The organism is Marinobacter shunpengi (genome assembly GCF_045449695.1).
Taxonomy (GTDB): Bacteria; Pseudomonadota; Gammaproteobacteria; order Pseudomonadales; family Oleiphilaceae; genus Marinobacter.
In genome coordinates this window covers 64,800-82,791 of the sequence record NZ_JBJJKZ010000002.1, presented here as the reverse complement: position 1 = coordinate 82,791, position 17,992 = coordinate 64,800, and the positions used below count along the sequence as shown (strand labels likewise).

Annotated in this window: 15 protein-coding genes; 10 read left to right on the top strand and 5 right to left on the bottom strand. The window is 61.6% G+C overall.

Annotated elements, in window-relative coordinates:
• Positions 1 to 84: 84 nt before the first annotated feature.
• Positions 85 to 1,350, bottom strand: coding sequence for an MFS transporter (locus tag ACJO2E_RS00825; protein ID WP_406960942.1), 1,266 nt, complete (start codon positions 1,348 to 1,350; stop codon positions 85 to 87).
• A gap of 165 nt (positions 1,351 to 1,515) precedes the next feature.
• Between ACJO2E_RS00825 and ACJO2E_RS00820 the strand changes: the two genes are divergently transcribed.
• From ACJO2E_RS00820 to ubiT, 3 genes are all read left to right on the top strand, one after another.
• On the top strand, positions 1,516 to 3,351 hold the full coding sequence (locus ACJO2E_RS00820) for a histidine kinase (RefSeq protein ID WP_406960940.1): 1,836 nt from the start codon (positions 1,516 to 1,518) through the stop codon (positions 3,349 to 3,351).
• Positions 3,352 to 3,401: 50 nt separating this feature from the next.
• Positions 3,402 to 4,061 carry a two-component system response regulator NarL gene (gene narL, locus ACJO2E_RS00815; RefSeq protein WP_406960938.1) on the top strand — a complete coding sequence of 220 codons (660 nt, stop codon included), beginning with the start codon at positions 3,402 to 3,404 and terminating at the stop codon, positions 4,059 to 4,061.
• Between the two features lie 84 nt (positions 4,062 to 4,145).
• Entirely contained in the window at positions 4,146 to 4,625 is a 480-nt protein-coding gene (ubiT, locus tag ACJO2E_RS00810) for a ubiquinone anaerobic biosynthesis accessory factor UbiT (RefSeq protein ID WP_406960936.1), read from the top strand.
• Between the two features lie 19 nt (positions 4,626 to 4,644).
• On the opposite strand, the gene ACJO2E_RS00805 is transcribed toward ubiT, so the two are convergent.
• The 3 genes from ACJO2E_RS00805 to hemN form a co-directional block, all read right to left on the bottom strand.
• Entirely contained in the window at positions 4,645 to 5,535 is an 891-nt protein-coding gene (locus ACJO2E_RS00805; protein WP_406960934.1) for a U32 family peptidase, read from the bottom strand.
• 13 nt (positions 5,536 to 5,548) lie between these two features.
• On the bottom strand, positions 5,549 to 6,544 hold the full coding sequence (gene ubiU, locus ACJO2E_RS00800) for a ubiquinone anaerobic biosynthesis protein UbiU (RefSeq protein WP_406960932.1): 996 nt from the start codon (positions 6,542 to 6,544) through the stop codon (positions 5,549 to 5,551).
• 81 nt (positions 6,545 to 6,625) lie between these two features.
• On the bottom strand, positions 6,626 to 8,038 hold the full coding sequence (gene hemN, locus ACJO2E_RS00795) for an oxygen-independent coproporphyrinogen III oxidase (protein WP_406960930.1): 1,413 nt from the start codon (positions 8,036 to 8,038) through the stop codon (positions 6,626 to 6,628).
• 171 nt (positions 8,039 to 8,209) lie between these two features.
• On the opposite strand from hemN, the gene ACJO2E_RS00790 reads away from it, so the two are divergent.
• Entirely contained in the window at positions 8,210 to 9,742 is a 1,533-nt protein-coding gene (locus ACJO2E_RS00790) for a cryptochrome/photolyase family protein (protein WP_406960928.1), read from the top strand.
• Between the two features lie 157 nt (positions 9,743 to 9,899).
• Positions 9,900 to 11,159: a substrate-binding periplasmic protein gene (locus ACJO2E_RS00785; protein ID WP_406960926.1), complete on the top strand. Its 1,260-nt coding sequence runs from the start codon at positions 9,900 to 9,902 to the stop codon at positions 11,157 to 11,159.
• Positions 11,160 to 11,278: 119 nt separating this feature from the next.
• Here ACJO2E_RS00785 and ACJO2E_RS00780 read toward each other — a convergent pair whose 3' ends face one another.
• The gene (locus ACJO2E_RS00780; RefSeq protein WP_406960924.1) at positions 11,279 to 12,967 is read right to left on the bottom strand and encodes an HAD family hydrolase; all 1,689 of its coding nucleotides are present in this window, start codon (positions 12,965 to 12,967) and stop codon (positions 11,279 to 11,281) included.
• A gap of 236 nt (positions 12,968 to 13,203) precedes the next feature.
• Between ACJO2E_RS00780 and ACJO2E_RS00775 the strand changes: the two genes are divergently transcribed.
• The 5 genes from ACJO2E_RS00775 (at position 13,204) to ACJO2E_RS00755 (ending at position 17,977) form a co-directional block, all read left to right on the top strand.
• The gene (locus tag ACJO2E_RS00775; protein ID WP_406961209.1) at positions 13,204 to 14,040 is read left to right on the top strand and encodes a cytochrome c oxidase assembly protein; all 837 of its coding nucleotides are present in this window, start codon (positions 13,204 to 13,206) and stop codon (positions 14,038 to 14,040) included.
• A complete protein-coding gene (locus tag ACJO2E_RS00770; RefSeq protein WP_406960922.1) occupies positions 14,037 to 14,633 on the top strand; it encodes an SCO family protein in 597 nt (198 codons plus the stop codon). The genes ACJO2E_RS00775 and ACJO2E_RS00770 overlap by 4 nt, the downstream gene beginning before the upstream one ends.
• Before the next feature lie 196 nt (positions 14,634 to 14,829).
• Positions 14,830 to 15,978, top strand: coding sequence for an ATP-binding protein (locus ACJO2E_RS00765; RefSeq protein ID WP_406960920.1), 1,149 nt, complete (start codon positions 14,830 to 14,832; stop codon positions 15,976 to 15,978).
• A 135-nt stretch (positions 15,979 to 16,113) separates the two neighbouring features.
• Entirely contained in the window at positions 16,114 to 16,434 is a 321-nt protein-coding gene (locus tag ACJO2E_RS00760) for a hypothetical protein (protein WP_406960918.1), read from the top strand.
• Between the two features lie 121 nt (positions 16,435 to 16,555).
• Positions 16,556 to 17,977: an acetyl-CoA carboxylase biotin carboxylase subunit gene (locus tag ACJO2E_RS00755; RefSeq protein WP_406960916.1), complete on the top strand. Its 1,422-nt coding sequence runs from the start codon at positions 16,556 to 16,558 to the stop codon at positions 17,975 to 17,977.
• Positions 17,978 to 17,992 lie beyond the last annotated feature (15 nt).

Sequence of the window (17,992 nt, the reverse complement as noted above, 5' to 3'; positions counted from 1 at the left end):
GAGACCATTGTGTGGGAGAGAAATCCTGAAAGCTGCATAGTTACTACTACATAACCCGCCCCTACCTCCCTGGTGGTAGGAGGCTTATATCCCCTGATGGAGAAGCTTTTCCCGTTCCCGCCGGCGATGGTCCCGGAGGAACATCAGGAGGCTGCCGGTCAGTACCACGAACAGAATCATGAAGGTGGTACTGCGAATCCCCAGCCAATGATTCGCAACGCTAAACATCAGTGGTAGCAGGAAAGCAACGGAACACGCGCTGACCAGCAGCACTCCAGCAACCAGAGCAGGAGGTGCCGGGTACGCGAGGATAATCTTGCGCTGCAGACCAATCATGGCGCAGCCGAGAGTCACACCGAGCAACACGACAAGCCCCGTCTCCAGAGCCAGCGGGAGGGTGAAATCGATATGGATAGGGCTCTCTGCCGCCTGGATCACCAGGGTCATGGGCGGATAGGACAACAGGAACAGGGCGATCAAAGCTGCAACCAGTGCCTGACTGACAACCGGATAAGAGCCCAGCCGGTCTGCCAGCCAGCCACCCGGAATCTGGGCCAGCGCCCCCGGTACAACGAACCACAGGGCCACTCCGGCCCCAGCCTGCACCGGCAGTTGATAGAGGGATGACAGGTAATCCGGAAGCCATAGCGCCAGGGCCAGGAGGCTGCCGGCCACTATCCCGAACCAGACCACATCGTGCCATTGCCCCGGTGGGCCAGCCAGCAACGGCCCGGAGGTAACCCCGGCGGCCTCCCCATCACCGACATCTTCCTCTGCCGTCAGCATCACTACCAGTGCCAGCAACAGGGCCAGTAAAATCAGATAGGCCAGAGGCAAAACCGCCCACTGGAAAGCATCCAGCACAAGCGGAACCAGGTAGTAACTCAATCCGACTCCGGTGATGCCCGCGCCGAACAGCCCCAGCACCAGGCCCGCATGCCGGTCCGGAGCATGGCTCATCACAAACTGGAGACCGGCACTGTAATAGCCACCAGCCAGTCCGAGGCCGGCGCCGGCCACCAGGTAACCGGGCAACGAATCCACCAGCATCAGCGACAGCATACAAAGGAACAGTCCGGCCAGGCAGGCCATCATCACACGCCGCGCGCCATACCTGCGGGCGGCCAGCCCTGCCGGAATCGCCAGCAGGGCGCCCGAAGCCATGGGCACAGACAGCAGCAGACCAAAGGCAACGTCACCCAGCGCCAGGGCCTGGCGAAGGTACACGCCCGCCACGGAAAATAGTGACCAGCAAGCCGCCGCCAGGACGAAACCAACCACTGCCAGCGGCAGCACTACCGCCAGCGAATTGATCCGGTCCTCGTCGTCGGGTGGCATTGGAGCATGCATAGGCAGGTTTTCCGTAAAGTATACTTCAGTTTCCTCCTTTGCCCTGAATCGGGTCAAAGACTATGATGGGATACTGCCCATCGGGGTAAGTGACTATCCGCAAGGAGGTAGTCGGACGTCTGATTCCGGTGCAAATCGCAATTCGAGCGCCCGAGAAGGGGTCTGATGAAATCCAGAAATCCGCTGGTCAATCGCGTTGCCCTGGTGGTGGCCGCCATCGTGCTGACCGCCGTGGTCAGTATGACCACGACCCTTGCAGTCTCAAGCAGCATTGAGGGCAATGCCACTGCCATCAACCAGGCCGGAGCCCTCCGCATGGGTGCCTTTCAGCTACTGACGGCCGCAAGCAGTCAAGAGTTGACCACGTCATTGCTGGAAAGCCATGAGCGGAAACTGGAACAAACCACCCTGACACGCTCCATTCCCACCGATGGCGACCATCCTCTGCGCCAGCAATACCAGCGTGTGCAGGCTCACTGGCAGGATACCCTGCGCCCGGAACTGGAGAATCACCCGGTCGGGGTCACACCGGCTCTGGAGATAGCCACGGAACAGCATGTGGGCAAAGTGGACGCCCTGGTATCGATGCTGGAGCAACGCACCGAGGCCCGTATTGACCTGCTGCACGTGATCCAGATCATCAGCCTGGTGTTTTCCATACTGATTGCCCTGGCCCTGTTCCTTGATCTCAGAAGCAGGGTTTTACGCCCCCTTCGCAAGTTGGTGCGAATCGCCACTGCGGTGGGGGAAAAAGACTTTTCCCTGAAAGCCAATCTCGGGGGTACCGACGAGCTGTCCCGGCTCGGACTGGCCTTCGACCAGATGACCAGTGAACTGGCTCTGAGTTACCACGAACTGGAAAGTGAAGCCCGTGCCAAGACTGCCGAGCTGGAGAGGAGCCACCAGGCCCTGCAGATTCTCCATAGCGCCAGCCGCACCCTGTTTTCCAACCATGACCTGTGTGCCGGCGCCGTCCCCATGCTGCAGGAACTGGAAGAGCTGCTGGGCATCGGCCCCATCCGCCTGTACCTCCATGACAAACAGGCCAGTGAACCGGTGGAGGCCATCACCACCTCCACCCCGGAACGCCCGTTCTACTGCCGCGACCACCATTGCAACGCCTGCCTGGTGACGCCGGAGGTCTATGACGAACTGCCCAACGACGACAACGACGGCCGCCGCCTGCTGCTGCCGATACGCACCCCCGGACTGCTGCTGGGGACTCTGGAAGTCTGGTACCCGGTGGAGAAGGGCCTGTCGGAAACCGCCCGCCACCTGCTGGGAACCCTGAGCGATCAGCTCGCCACCGCCATTTTCCTGGAGAAACAGATCACCGAGGAGCAGCAACTGACCCTGGCGGAGGAACGGGCCGTGATCGCCCGGGAGCTGCACGACTCCCTCGCCCAGTCACTGTCCTACCTGAAGATGCAGGTGGCACGGCTGCGACGACTCAACATTACCGGTGAACATCAGCAGACCCACGATGCGATCCTGGAGGAACTGAGCACCGGCCTGAACAGCGCCTACCGGCAACTGCGGGAACTGCTGACCACCTTCCGCCTCAAACTGGATACGCCGGACCTGTACACGGCGCTGCGCCAGACCGTCGACGAGTTCAGTGGTCGCCTGGGACAGCAGGTGGGCCTGGAATACAACCTGCCAGAGAACACACTCTCTCCCAATGAGGAGATCCATATACTGCAGATTGTCCGGGAGGCCCTGGCCAATGCCGTCAAGCACGCCGATGCCACCGAAGTGAAGGTCGAGGTGCTCTTTGAATCCCCCCGTGTTGAGGTCAGAATACTCGACAACGGCAAGGGCCTGCCGGGGGACGAACAACCCCTGCAGCACTACGGGCTGATCATTATCCAGGACCGCGCCCGCACTCTGGGCGGTAAAGTCTCGGTGGCCAACCGCGACGATGGCGGTGTTGAAGTTTCCATGGGCTTCATTCCCAAGAGCCGTCATATGATCCTGACACAGGAAACCAATGCCGGCTGAACAATAGCGCTGCACACAAGCGAACCAACAAGCGATTTCTGAGAGGGAACATGTCTGATACACCGGCGAGTATTCTGCTGATCGACGACCACCCGCTGCTCCGCCAGGGCATCAAGCAGCTGATCGAAATGGAAAGTGACGTGCAGGTGACGGGAGAAGCCTCCAACGGGACCGACGGGATCAAAAAAGCCACGGAACTGGAGCCGGACCTGATCCTGCTGGACCTGAACATGCCGGAGATGAACGGTATCGAGGTGCTGCGGACACTGCGGGACCAGGGCGTGGCGTCCCGCATCGTGATTTTCACCGTCTCGGACCATGAGGACGATGTGGTGGCCGCACTACGCGCTGGTGCCGATGGCTACCTGCTCAAGGACATGGAGCCGGAGGACATGATCGGCGAGCTCAAGCAGGCGGCGGTGGGCAGGATGGTGATCAGCGACCGCCTGACCACCCTGCTGGCCCAGGCGTTGCGATCCCAGAAACCCCAGCCGTCGGAAGGCCCCAACTTCGACAGTCTGACCCCCCGCGAGAAAGACATCCTGCGCCTGATCGCCGAGGGTCTGTCCAACAAGATGATTGGCCGCAAGCTGGATATCAGCGATGGCACCGTGAAGGTTCATGTGAAGCATCTGCTCAAGAAACTGAACCTGAGGTCCCGGGTTGAGGTGGCAGTTTGGGCCGTTGAGGAAGGTTTGCATAAAGCCTGAGGGTTTGGTTCCGATTGGCTTAAATCAATCAAAAACCCTCTCCGATACAGTACCGTGGTAACCATAAAACCCACGGAGACCACCATGACAACCACCCCGCCCCTGCTAAGCCAGTGCCGCCAGGTCATCGCCGGGTTCACGCCGTCCCCGGCGCCACTCCTTGCAGCCATCGACCAACGCGTTCCCCTGGTGCTCAAACAGCTGACCACCGAAACGGCACTGAACCGGATGTTCGCCAGCGCCATCGCCGATGGCAACTTCGATGACTTTGAAGGCCGCACCTTGCGGCTGGAAATCGAGGGCGGACAACCCGGCATCACCCTGGGGTTCTGGCAGGGCCGGCTGAGAGTGGTGGAGGGGCCAGGGGAAGCCACCATCCGTGGTAGCTGTTCCGCGTTCTACCAATTGGCCAACCGCAGGCAGGACCCGGATCAGCTTTTCTTCCAGCGGAAACTTGTGATTGAGGGAGATACCGAGCTGGGCCTTGGCATCAAGAATCTGCTGGACAGTCTGGAGTGGACGCTACTGCCGGGCCGTATCGGGAGAGGCCGCACTCCCCGGTAAACCGGGCTGCCCTGCCCCATCAGATCAGCCTGTCCATCCCGGGTTTGCCGTACCAGTAACCATTGCAGGGAGGCGCCTCCACCAGCTGCAACGGGTCGGTATCCGGCACTTCCCCCCGACGCACCTGATCGAAGCGGTGAACCACCTCTTCCATGCCCTGATGCTCCGGACTCAGGCGCACCGTATTCACCCCCATCCGCTCCATTTCCGGCAACTCCCGCATCAGGTCATAGCGGGAACCAGACAGGGTGGAAATGCCGTTAATGCGAAACAGCTCCTGGCTTTCCCGGGAGCGCAACTCCATGCCATCCGGGTGCTCCAGGCAACGGAACTCGCAGTTGTCCTTGGGCAGGTTGTAATGACGGGCGGTGAAGCAGCGGGACGACCAGGCCAGGGGCAGGAAGCCCCAGGAGAAAACCTCGACGGGCAGGTCCAGCCCTTCGGCCTTTAATTCCCTGATGAGCTGTTCCAGGGTGTCCTTGCCCAGCTCCACCGGCAGATTCCAGCCCTTCAGCCCCTGCCTGGCCAGGATTCTGAGGGGGGCGGTGTTGTAGATATTCATGGACGGCCCGGTGATGAACGGAATGTTGTTCCGGATCGCCACCTGCAGTGCACTCTGGTCATTGGCTTCCACCAGGAAGTCGTCCTGTTCGCAAAACCGGCGCAAACGCCGCAGATCCGCCTCGGACTCGACCAGCGTGAGAGTAGACAGCACCACGGTCTTGCCACAGGCTTTCAGATCCCGGGCCAGATCCAGCCAGTCGTCGGGTTTCATTTCCCGACGGCGGGAGCAGACCACTTCCCCCAGATAGATGATATCCACCGGCCATTCGACGGCCCTGGCGTAAAAATCGAACACAGACTGTTTGGACCAGAACCACAGGATGGGCCCCAGGGACAGTTTCATCATACAGCCATACCCTTTATTTCCACTTGCGATGGTAGGCGCCCAGGGTGGTCAGTCCTCCTTCGGACAGCCCCGCCAGCGTTGACTGCCAGGCCGGCTCCACGGCAAACCCGGTGCCACTGTCCAGCCGGTCCAGCGCCTGGCGCCAGGTGCGGGCCACGTCGGCTATATAGGCCGGGCTGCGCTGGCGGCCTTCAATCTTCACAGCGCTGATGCCCAGGGCCTTCAGTTCCGGCAACAGGTCAAGCGTATTGAGGCTGACGGGTTCTTCGATGGCGTGGTAGACATCACCTCCCACATCGAACCGCCCCTTGCACAGGGTTGGATAACCGGCGGGCTCGCCCCGGGCGTAACGGTCAATCAGCACGTCGTTCAGGCGGGATTCCAGCCCGCCATCGGCGGTTTCCTCCCAACGCACGGCCTTCGCCGGGGAGCAGGCACCCTTGCTGTTGGGAGATTCATCGGTGAGATAGGACGACAGGTAGCAGCGCCCCTCCGCCATGATGCACAGGCTGCCGAAGGCAAAGACCTCCAGCTCCACCGGGCTGTGTTTGGCCACGCCCTTCACCTGATCCAGGGACAGGACTCGCGGCAGCACGGCACGGCGTATACCGAAGTTGTCCCTGTAGAACCGCAAGGCCTCGTAGCTGGTGGCCGAGCCCTGCACAGACAGGTGCCGTGGCAGATCCGGGTACCGGTTGGCGGCATAGTCCAGCAACCCCATGTCCGCCAGAATGACCGCATCCACCCCCAGGCTCGCTGCCCGGTCCACCGCCGCCGTCCACTGCCTCCAACCCGAGGGCTGGGGATAAGTATTTATGGCGCAGAATACGCGCCGACCATGGTCGTGGGCGTAGGCAATACCGTCCGCCGCCTTACGGTCATCGAAATTCAGTCCCGCGAACTGACGGGCGTTGGTGCTGTCGCGGAATCCGATATAAACCGCATCCGCTCCGTTGTCCACGGCTTTCCTAAGGGCCGGCAGGCTGCCGGCGGGGCATACCAGTTCCATTCCCGTCCTCCAGCAATTCAGGGAATACCCTACCGGCTGTACGCTTCCGATGCCTTGATCGTTGTCAGCAGGCTGGAATCATCAGATAATCCGGGAAAACCGCTGCGAAGCCCCGTCCTTGCGATACAGATCGAAAATCTGGCAGATCGCCCGGATCAGCAGCCTGCCCGCTGGCTGCACCTGCAGCACCCGCCCGTCATCGGCGATCAGTTCGTCCTGAATCATCGGCCTCAGGCGTTTGAGTTCGTCGGCAAAGTAGCGGTCAAACGCCTCGCCCCATTCACTGGCAAACTGCTGCCGCTCCAGCCGGAACTGGCAGATCAACTGACCGATCACCCAGCGTCGGATCTGGTCATCCCGGGTCAGCGCCACACCACGGACGGTGGCCAGCTCGCCTGCATCGATCGCCGCCTCCCAGGCCGGCAGGTCATGATTATTCTGGAAGTAGGCATCCCGGGTCTGGCCAATGGCGGAGACCCCCAGGGAGACCAGGTCACAGTCCGCGTGGGTGGTGTAACCCTGAAAGTTCCGGTGCAGCCGACCTTCCCGCTGGGCCACCGCCAGGGAATCCTCCGGCCTGGCGAAATGATCCATACCGATGTACTCGTAACCGGCCTCCAGCAGACGGTTGATGGTGTTATGAAGGATGGTCAGCTTCTGCTGGGGCCTTGGCAGCGTCTCCGCCTGGATACGCGTCTGCGGATAGAACCGGTCTGGCAGGTGGGCATAGCTGAACACCGACAGCCTATCCGGCGACATGTCGATGACCGCTTCCAGGGTCTCCGCAAAACTCTCCGGGGTCTGGTAAGGCAGGCCGTAGATCAGGTCCAGGTTGATGGAGCGGAAGCCTATGCGGCGGGCCTCATCCAGCACCGCCTCGGTCATCTCCCGGGGCTGGATGCGGTTGACCGCTTTCTGCACCTGCGGGTTCACGTCCTGCACCCCCAGACTGATGCGATTGAAGCCCAGCTTCCACAGGGTTGGCAGGGTGTCCTCGTCCACTTCCCGGGGATCAATCTCCACGCTGTAATCCCGCTGCTCGCCGGACTGCAGGTTGAACAGTTCGCCGTAGCCCGCCATCAGGTGTTCCATCGCATCCTTTGGCAGGAAGGTTGGCGTGCCACCACCCCAGTGCAACTGCTGCACCGGTCGATCGGCTCCGAACAGCCCTGACTGTAGGGCAGCCTCCTTAAACAGACGCTCCACATAGGGCATGGCCCTGTCACGCTGCCTGGTGATCACCTTATTGCAGGCGCAGTAGTAGCAAAGGTGCGCACAGAACGGCAGGTGGGTATACAGGGAGATGGCACCGCCACTGGCACGACTGTGTTCCGCAGCCCTGGCCATCGCCGCCGGGCCGATGTCCGGCGTAAACTCCACCGCCGTCGGGTAAGACGTATACCGTGGGCCGCTCAGGTCGTAGCGACGGATCAACGCCTCGTCCCAGATGAACGACGGCAAGGTGGACTGTGCTGTAGTGAAGGAAGCAGGCATGACCAGGTACTCAATGTCGGGATAAGCAGGAATGGCATCGCCATTCTAGGCAGTTTGCCTCCGCCGGTTCTTGATCGACGTCAGTTACATTGTATTGCCCGCGCCCCTGAACCACCCTTGGGCCCCTGGCGTATGACCCACTACCTCCCTGGTAATAGGCGACACCGGATCATGGCCAACCTGATACTGGTCCTCGGCGACCAGCTCAGCCATCACCTCAGCGCGCTGGAAGGAGCCATCCCCGGCACAGATCAGATCGTGATGGCGGAAGTTCACGAGGAAGCAAGCTACACCAACCATCACAGGAAAAAACTGGTACTGATCTTCAGTGCCATGCGGCATTTCGCCGGGGAACTGGAGCAACGGGGATTCAATGTTCACTATCATCGCTATACCCCCGACACCCCCCACCATAATCTGGAAGATGTCGTCCGGGATCAGTGCCAACACCATCGGCCGGCTCGGCTGATCACCACCGAGTGTGGCGAATACCGTCTGGATCAGCAGATCCGGCAATGGCGTGAGCGGCTGGGCTTACCGGTGGAAATCCGTCCGGACTCCCGGTTTCTGGCCAGCAAGGACGAGTTTGCCCGCTGGGCCGAAGGGTGCAAACAACTACGCATGGAATTCTTCTACCGGGAGATGCGCCGCAAGACCGGCCTGCTGATGACGGCGGAAGGTGAACCGGAGGGCGGCCGCTGGAACTACGACGCCGACAACCGCCGCAAGTGGACCGGCACCCCCCCAGCCCCGGCGACCTTCCGGGCTGAACCCGACGACATCACCCGGGAGGTAATCGACCTGGTGGAAACCCACTTCGCGGATCACTTCGGCACCACCGACGATTTCCACTTCGCCGTGACCGCCGGGGATGCCCGGGCCGCCCTGGCGCATTTCATCGATTTCGCCCTGCCCTGCTTCGGGGACTTTCAGGACGCCATGTCGGACCACGAAGACTGGCTGTTCCACGCCATCCTGTCGCCCTACCTCAATTGTGGCCTGCTGAACCCGATGGAAGTCTGCGAAGCCGCTGAACGGGCCTGGTACGCAGGCCAGGCCCCCATCAACGCGGTGGAGGGTTTTATCCGGCAGATACTTGGCTGGCGGGAATTCGTGCGCGGCATCTATTGGTTGACCATGCCGGACTACGCCCGGGAAAACCGGCTGGGCAACAACCGGCCCCTGCCCTGGTTCTACTGGACCGGCGAGACCCATATGCACTGTATGCACCGGGCGATCGACAGCACCCTCCGCAACGGTTACGCCCACCACATCCAGCGGCTGATGGTCACCGGTAATTTCGCACTGCTGGCCGGTGTATGTCCGGAGGAGATCTGCGACTGGTATCTGGCGGTGTACGTGGACGCCTATGACTGGGTGGAACTTCCCAACACCCTGGGCATGGTGATGCACGCGGACGGCGGTTACCTGGGCTCGAAACCCTATGCCGCCAGCGGCAAGTACATCCACCGGATGTCGGACTACTGCCGCCAGTGCCACTACCGGGTGGACCTGGCTACCGGTGACGACGCATGCCCCTTCAATGCCCTGTACTGGCACTTTATCGACCGGCACCAGGAGCAGTTTCGTCAGAATCCGCGAATGAAGATGATGTTCAGGAACTGGCACCGACAGGACGGGCAGCGGCGACAGGAGATCCTGGAAAGGGCGGAATGGCTCCTGGAGAACCTGGACAAACTGTAGCGTACACCAAACCGACATAGTTTGGACTATGCTACAGGAGCATTGACTCAGTCGTGACTGGATGATGAACCCCACGGTCCGGCTGGTCTATAACGATTATGAAACCAGCGGGAAAGGCCCGCCTGAAATCGATTGACTGACTGAGATGCCACACCACATGAAAAAAAGGCTCTGGTGTTTTCTGGTTCTGTACCTTTCCGTGCTGTTGTCCAGCCCCATGACCCACGCCCGGACCCTGAACCTGTATACCTTTCACTCGCCACCCTACCAGGTAAATCCCGCCTCCGTGCAGGACCATACAGGGCCCTTTGGCACAACCGTGGAAACCGTCCGCTGCGTGGCCGGACGCATGGACTGGGAGACACAGATCCGTACCGTTCCCCAGAACCGTGCCATCCATGGACTTCGGAACCATGTAATTGATGGCTACTTCGCGGTGGACGAGTCGGATCTGCTGAACCGCTTTGCCCTGCCCACAGCGCCGGTAGCACTGGAAAAATGGTACTTCTATTCCCTGGAGCCCATCGACAACTTCAGGGACAGCCGGATCGCCGCCATTGCCGGCAGTAACGAAGCCATCTGGCTGGAGCAGAGCCGCTACGCCACCGCCATGACCGTATCCCACCCGGACCAGTTGCTGGCCCTGCTACACCGGGATCGCGTCGATGCGGTGCTGATGGATGAAAGGGTCATGGCACTCCAGCGCCTGAGCGGACAGGACCCGGATGATCTGAATAAACAGTTCGTGCGGTTCGCACCATTGAGCCTCTACGTCACCGTGCCCTTTGCCATGGAGCACCCCGAGTTCCTGAACAAATTCAACCGGCATATCGCAGGTTGCATGACCGGCGGATTCGACCTCAGCCAGCAGGAAATGAGCCAGATAAGCAACCGGGCAAGGAGCCTGATCGATGAGTTGGTCAACACCTATCATCTTGAGGACTGGCTCGGCAGTCTCGGACCGCCGGCGGAACTGGGTGAGGTACTGGCACTGGACAAACAATGGCGGGAACTGTCGCCTTCCCGGGCATCAGACAAAGCCGCCGAGATACTCTCTTTAAAACTGTCCGGCAAACTGGCCCAGTGGCAATACGAGCAGGACGGTATGGTGACGGAAACCATCGTGATGGACACCATCGGCGCCGCGGCTGCCATCAGTGTCCTGACATCCGACTACTGGCAGGGGGATGAGCGCAAGTTCGAGACTATTGCCGGCAAGACCAGTGACACCCTGTACCTGGGGCCGGTTCGCTTTGATCCATCCGCCCAGGAGTTCCAGGTATTCGCTTCAATGCCCGTGGTGGACCCGGCAACCGACCGCTTCGTGGGTGGCGTGGCCATCGGCCTGAATATTGAGAAGGCCCTGCGGAGTCCGTACCTGCGACCGGGAAGCACCAACGGCTCTCCCGGGGAGTAGCCACTACCGGGGCTTATCCGCCTCCTCCAGGCGCACCACCCGGCCGTTCTCACCGGAACCATAACGCAACTGCCCTGATCGTTTCCGGGATATGAAAGTCAGGTAAAAGCCACCTGCCCTTACGGCGGCCCCTCCTCACAGGCCAGCACCAGCGCCCAGAACTCCGAGAAGTCGTTCACCACCACATCCGGCTTATGGGGGTGCTTGTGGGTCCCCGGAAAGATCTTGTTCAGCCAGGGCAGATCCCACTGGGCGCCGTTGAAGAACACCGAGGTCAGGCCCGCCCGCTTGGCGGAGATCACGTCGGTGGTGCTGTCGCCCACGTACCACACGCTCGGGTCCGGCGGATAGTCCAGCTTCTGGATCGCCAGCAGCAACTGGTCCGGGTGGGGCTTGCGCAGGGGGGTGTCGTCGCCACACACATCCACGTCGAACAGCTCCGTCCAGCCGGTATCCTCCACTGCTGCCAGCTCGTTCTCGAAAAACTCCCGGTCACGGTTGGTGATTACGCCCACCTGGATATCCAGCCCGCGAAGCCCCTCCAGCACATTTCTCACCCGGGGCTCGAAGGCCTTTACCGTTCCGTAATGTTCCCGGTAGTGCCGGTTGAACACCTTGTGGGCAACCTGCTTGGCCTCCTGGTCGTCCCCGAACAGCACCTCGAAGATATCGGTGCGGGAAATCTTGCGGTCAGCACGGACCTTCGGGTGCAGGCGGGCAAATTCCCGGACATAGGCCACCAGGCGGGCATCCTCCGGGGTCTTGCTGTCCTCCGGTGCCAGCATGCGCTCGGTGAGCCCCAGCTCGGAGAATTCCGGCAGCATGTCATCCACGGCGTGGTACATGGCATCCAGGGTATCCACCAGGGTGGCGTGCCAGTCGAATAGCACCACCGCCGGTCGGATCAGCCTCACCACCGCGGGGTGCCAGTCCGCCTCGATGCGGGGTTCCGGCCGCTCCGGCGGCGGGAAGGGGCGCGGCCGGGCTTCCGCCGGAGTCATGTCGAAACACTCCGGTCGGCTTCGCTCAAGCAACGCCAGCAGGTCCATCAGGTCCTCAAAGCTGTCCAGGATGGCCGCCGGGGCATCCCGGTGGCTGAACCAGCTGTCGATACGCCCCGGCTCCCAGCAGGCGCCGTTGTAGAACACCCCGGACACCCCCGCCTTGTTGGCGGTGAGCATGTCCACGTAACTGTCGCCCACGTACCAGGCCCGGTCGTCCAGGGGCAGGTCCAGCTTTTCCACCGTCTTGAGGATCACCTGCGGGTCCGGTTTGTACTCGGTGACATCATCCGCGCACACGGTGGCATCGAACAGGTTGGCCCAGCGACCCTCGTCCACAGTCAGCAGTTCCTTGTCGAGGAACTCCCGGTTGCGGTTGGTGGACACCGCCAGCTTGATACCCATGCGCTTCATGGCAGTGAGGTACTCATAGGCCCCCGGCTGGAAGGGTTTGACCTGGCCGAAGTATTTCCGGTAGCACTCGTTGTAGGCCTTGTGAGCGATGAGCTTGGCGTCCCGATCATCGCCGAAGATGGCGTTGAAGATATCGGTGCGGCTGACACGACGCTCCGCCAGGATGCGCGGGTGCAGACGCCGGAAGATGCGGATATAGCGCACCAGGCGGGCATCATCCTGGGTGCGACACCGGTCCTCGGGCAACAGCCGCTCCACCAGCCCCAGGTCTTCCAGTTGGGGCAGCATCTCCTCCATGGCGCTGAACATGGCGTCGTGGGTGTCCACCAGGGTGCCATGCCAGTCGAAAATCAGTACCGACGGGGGTGGCAGGCAATCGCTGAATCGGGCCATCAGTGAGCCTCCTGGGCTGAAGGACGTAAAGGTCTGTTGTCCCTAAGTAAAACCTAATACGACCGGTTGCACAAAACAGGCCGCCAGTATCAGCCCGGTTTCGGCATGGCCGGCTGAAGCCTACTTCCGGTTCCCCCACGATCTTGCTACTCTCGCGGGTGCGCCGGACGGTGAGCCGTCCATTACCGGATTCCAACAACAACACCGACACAGGATTTGCCCCCGGGCGTGATGCCATGAACTGGTCCATGCTGCTTCCCTACGATGTCTCACCACTGACGATACTGGCCTACCTGCTGGTTGCCGGCGGCTACCTGTGGGCCTGGCGGGCTCTGCCTGGGAGTGAACGCCCCGGTCCGTTCCGGGTGGCTGTGTTCTTCCTCGGCCTGTTGCTGTGCTACGCGGTGATGCAGACCCGGTTCGACTACTACGCCCAATACATGTTCTTTATCCACCGGGGCCAGCATCTGGTGCTCCATCACCTGGGGCCGGTGCTGATCGCCCTGTCCAACCCGCTGCCCATCCTGCGCTTCTGGCACCAGCGGCTGGCACCTTACCTCGGCGCCTGGGCCCTGCCGGTCCGCGTGGCCTACAACACGCTGCAGCAGCCCCTGATCGCCGCGTTCCTGTTCGCCGGGCTGGTATATTTCTGGCTCTGGCCCGCCATCCATTTCGACGCCATGCTCAGCCGCAACCTCTACTGGGTGATGAGCTGGAGCATGCTGCTGGACGGCCTGCTGTTCTGGTGGCTGATCTTCGACCCCCGGTCCCCCCACGACACCCCCTCCCTGGGCTACGGCAGGCGCATCCTGCTGCTGGTGCTGGTGGGTGTGCCACAGATGGTGCTGGGGGCCTGGATCGTGTTCAACCGGGGCATGGTCTACGACGTCTACGAGGTCTGTGGTCGCGCCTGGCCCATGTCGCCGGAAGACGACCAGCTCATCGGCGGCATCCTCACCTGGATACCACCGGCGATGATGAGCATCATCGGCATCCTGATCATACTGTCCCGGGCGATGAAGGATGACCGGCCGAGGCCACGCCCTGAATCCCTGGAAGGAGCAACCCAATGAACGGTTTCAAGATCACACTGACCGCCTGCCTTGCCCTGCTGCTGGCAGGTTGTTTCGGCTCCGAACAGGACTGGAACGCCAAGGAGATCGACGGCCTGATGCCTGAGTTGGCCTTTACCCTGACCCGTAGCGACGGCGAGACAGTGACCGCGCAGGACTACCAGGGCCAGGTGCGCCTGCTGTTCTTTGGTTTCACCAACTGCCCCGATGTCTGCCCCACCACCATGGCCCGACTGAGCCAGGCCATCAGGGCCATGCCCGAGGAGCTGCAGGACCAGGTCACCCCACTGTTCGTCAGTGTCGACCCCCGGCGGGATACGCCGGAGAAACTGGGCAACTATGTCAGCTTCTTCAGTGACCGCGCCGTGGGCATGACCGGCGACGAGGCCGCCCTCAGGGACCTTGCCAAGCGTTACCGCACCACCTTCGGTTATGACAAACCGGACGACCGGGGCAACTATAATGTCTCCCACAGTTCAGCGGTCTATGTATTCGACGGCCGGGGCGAGGCCCGCCTGTTGCTGCGCCCGGACCTATCGGCCGAGCAGATCACCCGGGACCTGACTCAACTGGCCCGGGACCAGCGTTCCTGAAGATACGGGCATGGATAGTGAACCGCTACGACATGACCCTGTCACACACGTAATGTCACATCGGTCTCCGGTGGTTCACAATATCCAACCGGAGTTACCGGGCCCACGAACTGAACTGACCGACGGTAACCCGTTCGATTACCCTTGTTTCATTGAGGGTCAGGGAAGTCCGAAGTGTTAGGGAGATGTGCCCGCTATGCGCCGTTCCATCCGCTCCAGCCTGTTCCTGCTGGTTGCCCCCTTTGCCTTGACCTTTACCCTGGTCGCCTGGGTGGTAAGCAGCAAGATCGGACCATGGCTGGCGCAACCACTGATCGCCAATTGCGGCGACAAGGGCTATGCCGAGTGGGTCTGCAGCCTGCAGGCCGGCCTGATGCCATGGCTGCTCCTAGGGGCCGGCATTCTGATCCTGCTGTCCATTACCGCCATCCTCTCCCTGGGACTGTTCCGGGCCCACCTGCGGGAACTGCAACAGGACGTGCTGGAATTCCAGAAGGGCCATCGTGGCGGGCTCTCGTCCGATGCCCCCTGGGAAATGGCCTCGCTGATCCAGTTGCTGGACCGGATCCTGCAGTCCGGCGCCGACCATCAGACGGACGATGGCAGACCCATGCGAGGGTCGAATACGCTGAAGGATAAGCCTCAACCCCGGAAGCAGCCAGAGCCGCCCCCGCACCCCGCCCCCGAGGATGCAGAGGACCTGGAGGTGTCCCTGGAAGAGCTGGATGCCGATATCGAGAAAGCCCTGAATGAGTCCCCCGGGCCGGAACCAGCGTCAGAAGCCATATCGGAACCGGAACGGGAGCCCGAACCACAACGGGCGAAGCCACCGGCATCGACAGAGACCGGGGCCCCACCCTCCGCCGGCAAGAAAAATCTGGCCTTCCCGACCCGGAAATGCCGCAAGCTGATCGCCATGCTGGGACATCGCTACCCGGACGTGAATTTCGAGCTGATTACCGACGTGGCGGAAAGCGATTCCTGGACCATACGGGAAGCGGAACTCACCGAAGTCTTCGGCCAGTTGCTGGACAACGCCGGCAAGTGGGCAAAATCCCAGGTCAATATCTTCCTGGCCATCAAGGGCAACATGCTGGTGTTTGGTGTGGCGGACGACGGCCCCGGCGTCGACCCGACGCTAATGCCTCATCTGGGCGAGGCAGAATTCCAGCGCAGCGCTGATCAATCCGCCGGCGATGGTCTGGTGACCGTGCGCCGGACACTGGACGCACACGGCGGCTCCCTGGCCTTTGACCGTAGCCGCCTGGGCGGCCTGGAAGCCATCGTAGCCATTCCCGGGGCGCCATTGCCCCGGCACGTCAGTTCGAAAGGGTTGTACCACTGACCACTGTGAATAGTGCCTGAAAAACAACACGACTCCGACAATCGGTCCTTTGCCTGACCACGGCTGTGTGGTACATATAGCGTCCAACCGTTTCGGTTCCAAACCCTTTTAATCACGACGCAAGGTCATCGATCCGTGTCCTCCAGCCACCTCTCCCAATCGCCCTGCCGACTGCTCGCCCTGCTGGCGTTGCTGTCGGGGCTTATTGTGTGGGGAGCTGCGGATCGACTGTCCCAGGGCAGTGATCAGCACTTCCAGGCCGCGGGCATGGAAGAGAGCCTGTCCTATGTTGCCCACGGCGATGACAGCACGTCCGACCCGCCCCCGGACGCTGCTCCCGCCAAGTGGCCATGGTCACTATTACCGACCGGACAGCATATCGCCTGCGTCGAGTGCAATATTCCCGGGGCGCGGCTCCTCAGCGGTCCCGGATTACCCCGGGCCCCACCCGCCTGACACCATTCCACCACCGGACTATGCTGATAGTTGGGGAGCGGCCCATTGGCCGGTCTCACCCGCGTGCTGTCCGGCCGATTCAGAAGCGACTCCAAAAGCCTTAATAGAAGGAGGTCATACCATGGCCTTTCGCAAACTGCTGATCGCCAACCGCGGCGAGATTGCGGTGCGGATTGCCCGTGCCTGCCACGAGCTGGGCGTGCGATCCGTTGCCATCTACTCGGAAGCGGACAAGTATTCGCTCCACGTGAAAAAGGCCGATGAGGCCTACCGGATCAGCCAGGACCCGCTGTCCGGCTACCTCAACCCGCACCATATCGTGAATATGGCGGTGGAAACCGGCTGTGACGCCCTGCATCCCGGCTATGGTTTTCTCTCCGAGAACGCCGAACTGGCGGCCATCTGTGAACAGCGGGGCATTACCTTTGTAGGGCCTTCTGCCGACGCCATCGGAGCCATGGGTGACAAGACCCGGGCCCGGCAGACCGCCATTGCCGCCGGCGTGCCGGTTACCCCCGGCTCGGAGGACAACCTGGCCGATGTGGAGGACGCCGTCCGCCAGGCTGAGGATATTGGCTACCCGGTCATGCTCAAGGCCACCTCCGGCGGTGGCGGTCGGGGCATCCGCCGCTGCGACAACGAGAAGGAACTGCGGCAGAACTACGAGCGGGTCATCTCGGAAGCGACCAAAGCCTTCGGTAGTGCCGAGGTGTTCCTGGAAAAGTGCATCATCGAACCCCGCCATATCGAGGTGCAGATCCTGGCGGACCACCACGGCAACGTGGTGCACCTGTACGAGCGGGACTGCTCCATCCAGCGCCGCAACCAGAAGCTGATCGAACTGGCACCGTCCCCGCAACTGGAGGACAGCCAGCGGGAATACATCGGCGAGCTGGCCCGCAAAGTGGCCAGCCAGTGCGGCTACACCAACGCCGGTACCGTGGAGTTCCTGCTGGACCACGACGGCAGTTTCTACTTCATGGAGATGAACACCCGGGTCCAGGTGGAGCACACCATCTCCGAGGAAATCACCGGCATCGACATCATCAAGGCCCAGATCCGGATTGCCCAGGGCGAACCGCTGTGGATGAAGCAGGAGGATGTTTCCTACCGTGGCTTTGCCGCCCAGTTCCGGATCAACGCCGAGGACCCGAAGAACGGCTTCCTGCCCAGCTTCGGCCGTATCAGCCGCTACTACTCCGCCGGCGGCCCGGGGGTGCGCACCGATGCCAACATGTACACCGGCTATGAGATCCCGCCCTATTACGACTCCATGTGCGCCAAGCTGATCGTCTGGGCCATGGACTGGCCGGAGCTGATCGATCGCTCCCGTCGCGCCCTCAACGACATGGGCATCTATGGGGTGCAGACCACCATCCCCTATTACCAGCAGATCCTTGGTCACCCGGATTTCCAGGGAGCGAACTTCAATACCGGCTTCGTGGAGAACAATCCGCAACTGCTGGAATACAGCACCAAGACCCGCCCCGAATCCATCGCCACGGCCATTGCCGCCGCCATCGCCGCCCAGGCGGGCCTGTAACCGAATTCCGGAGAG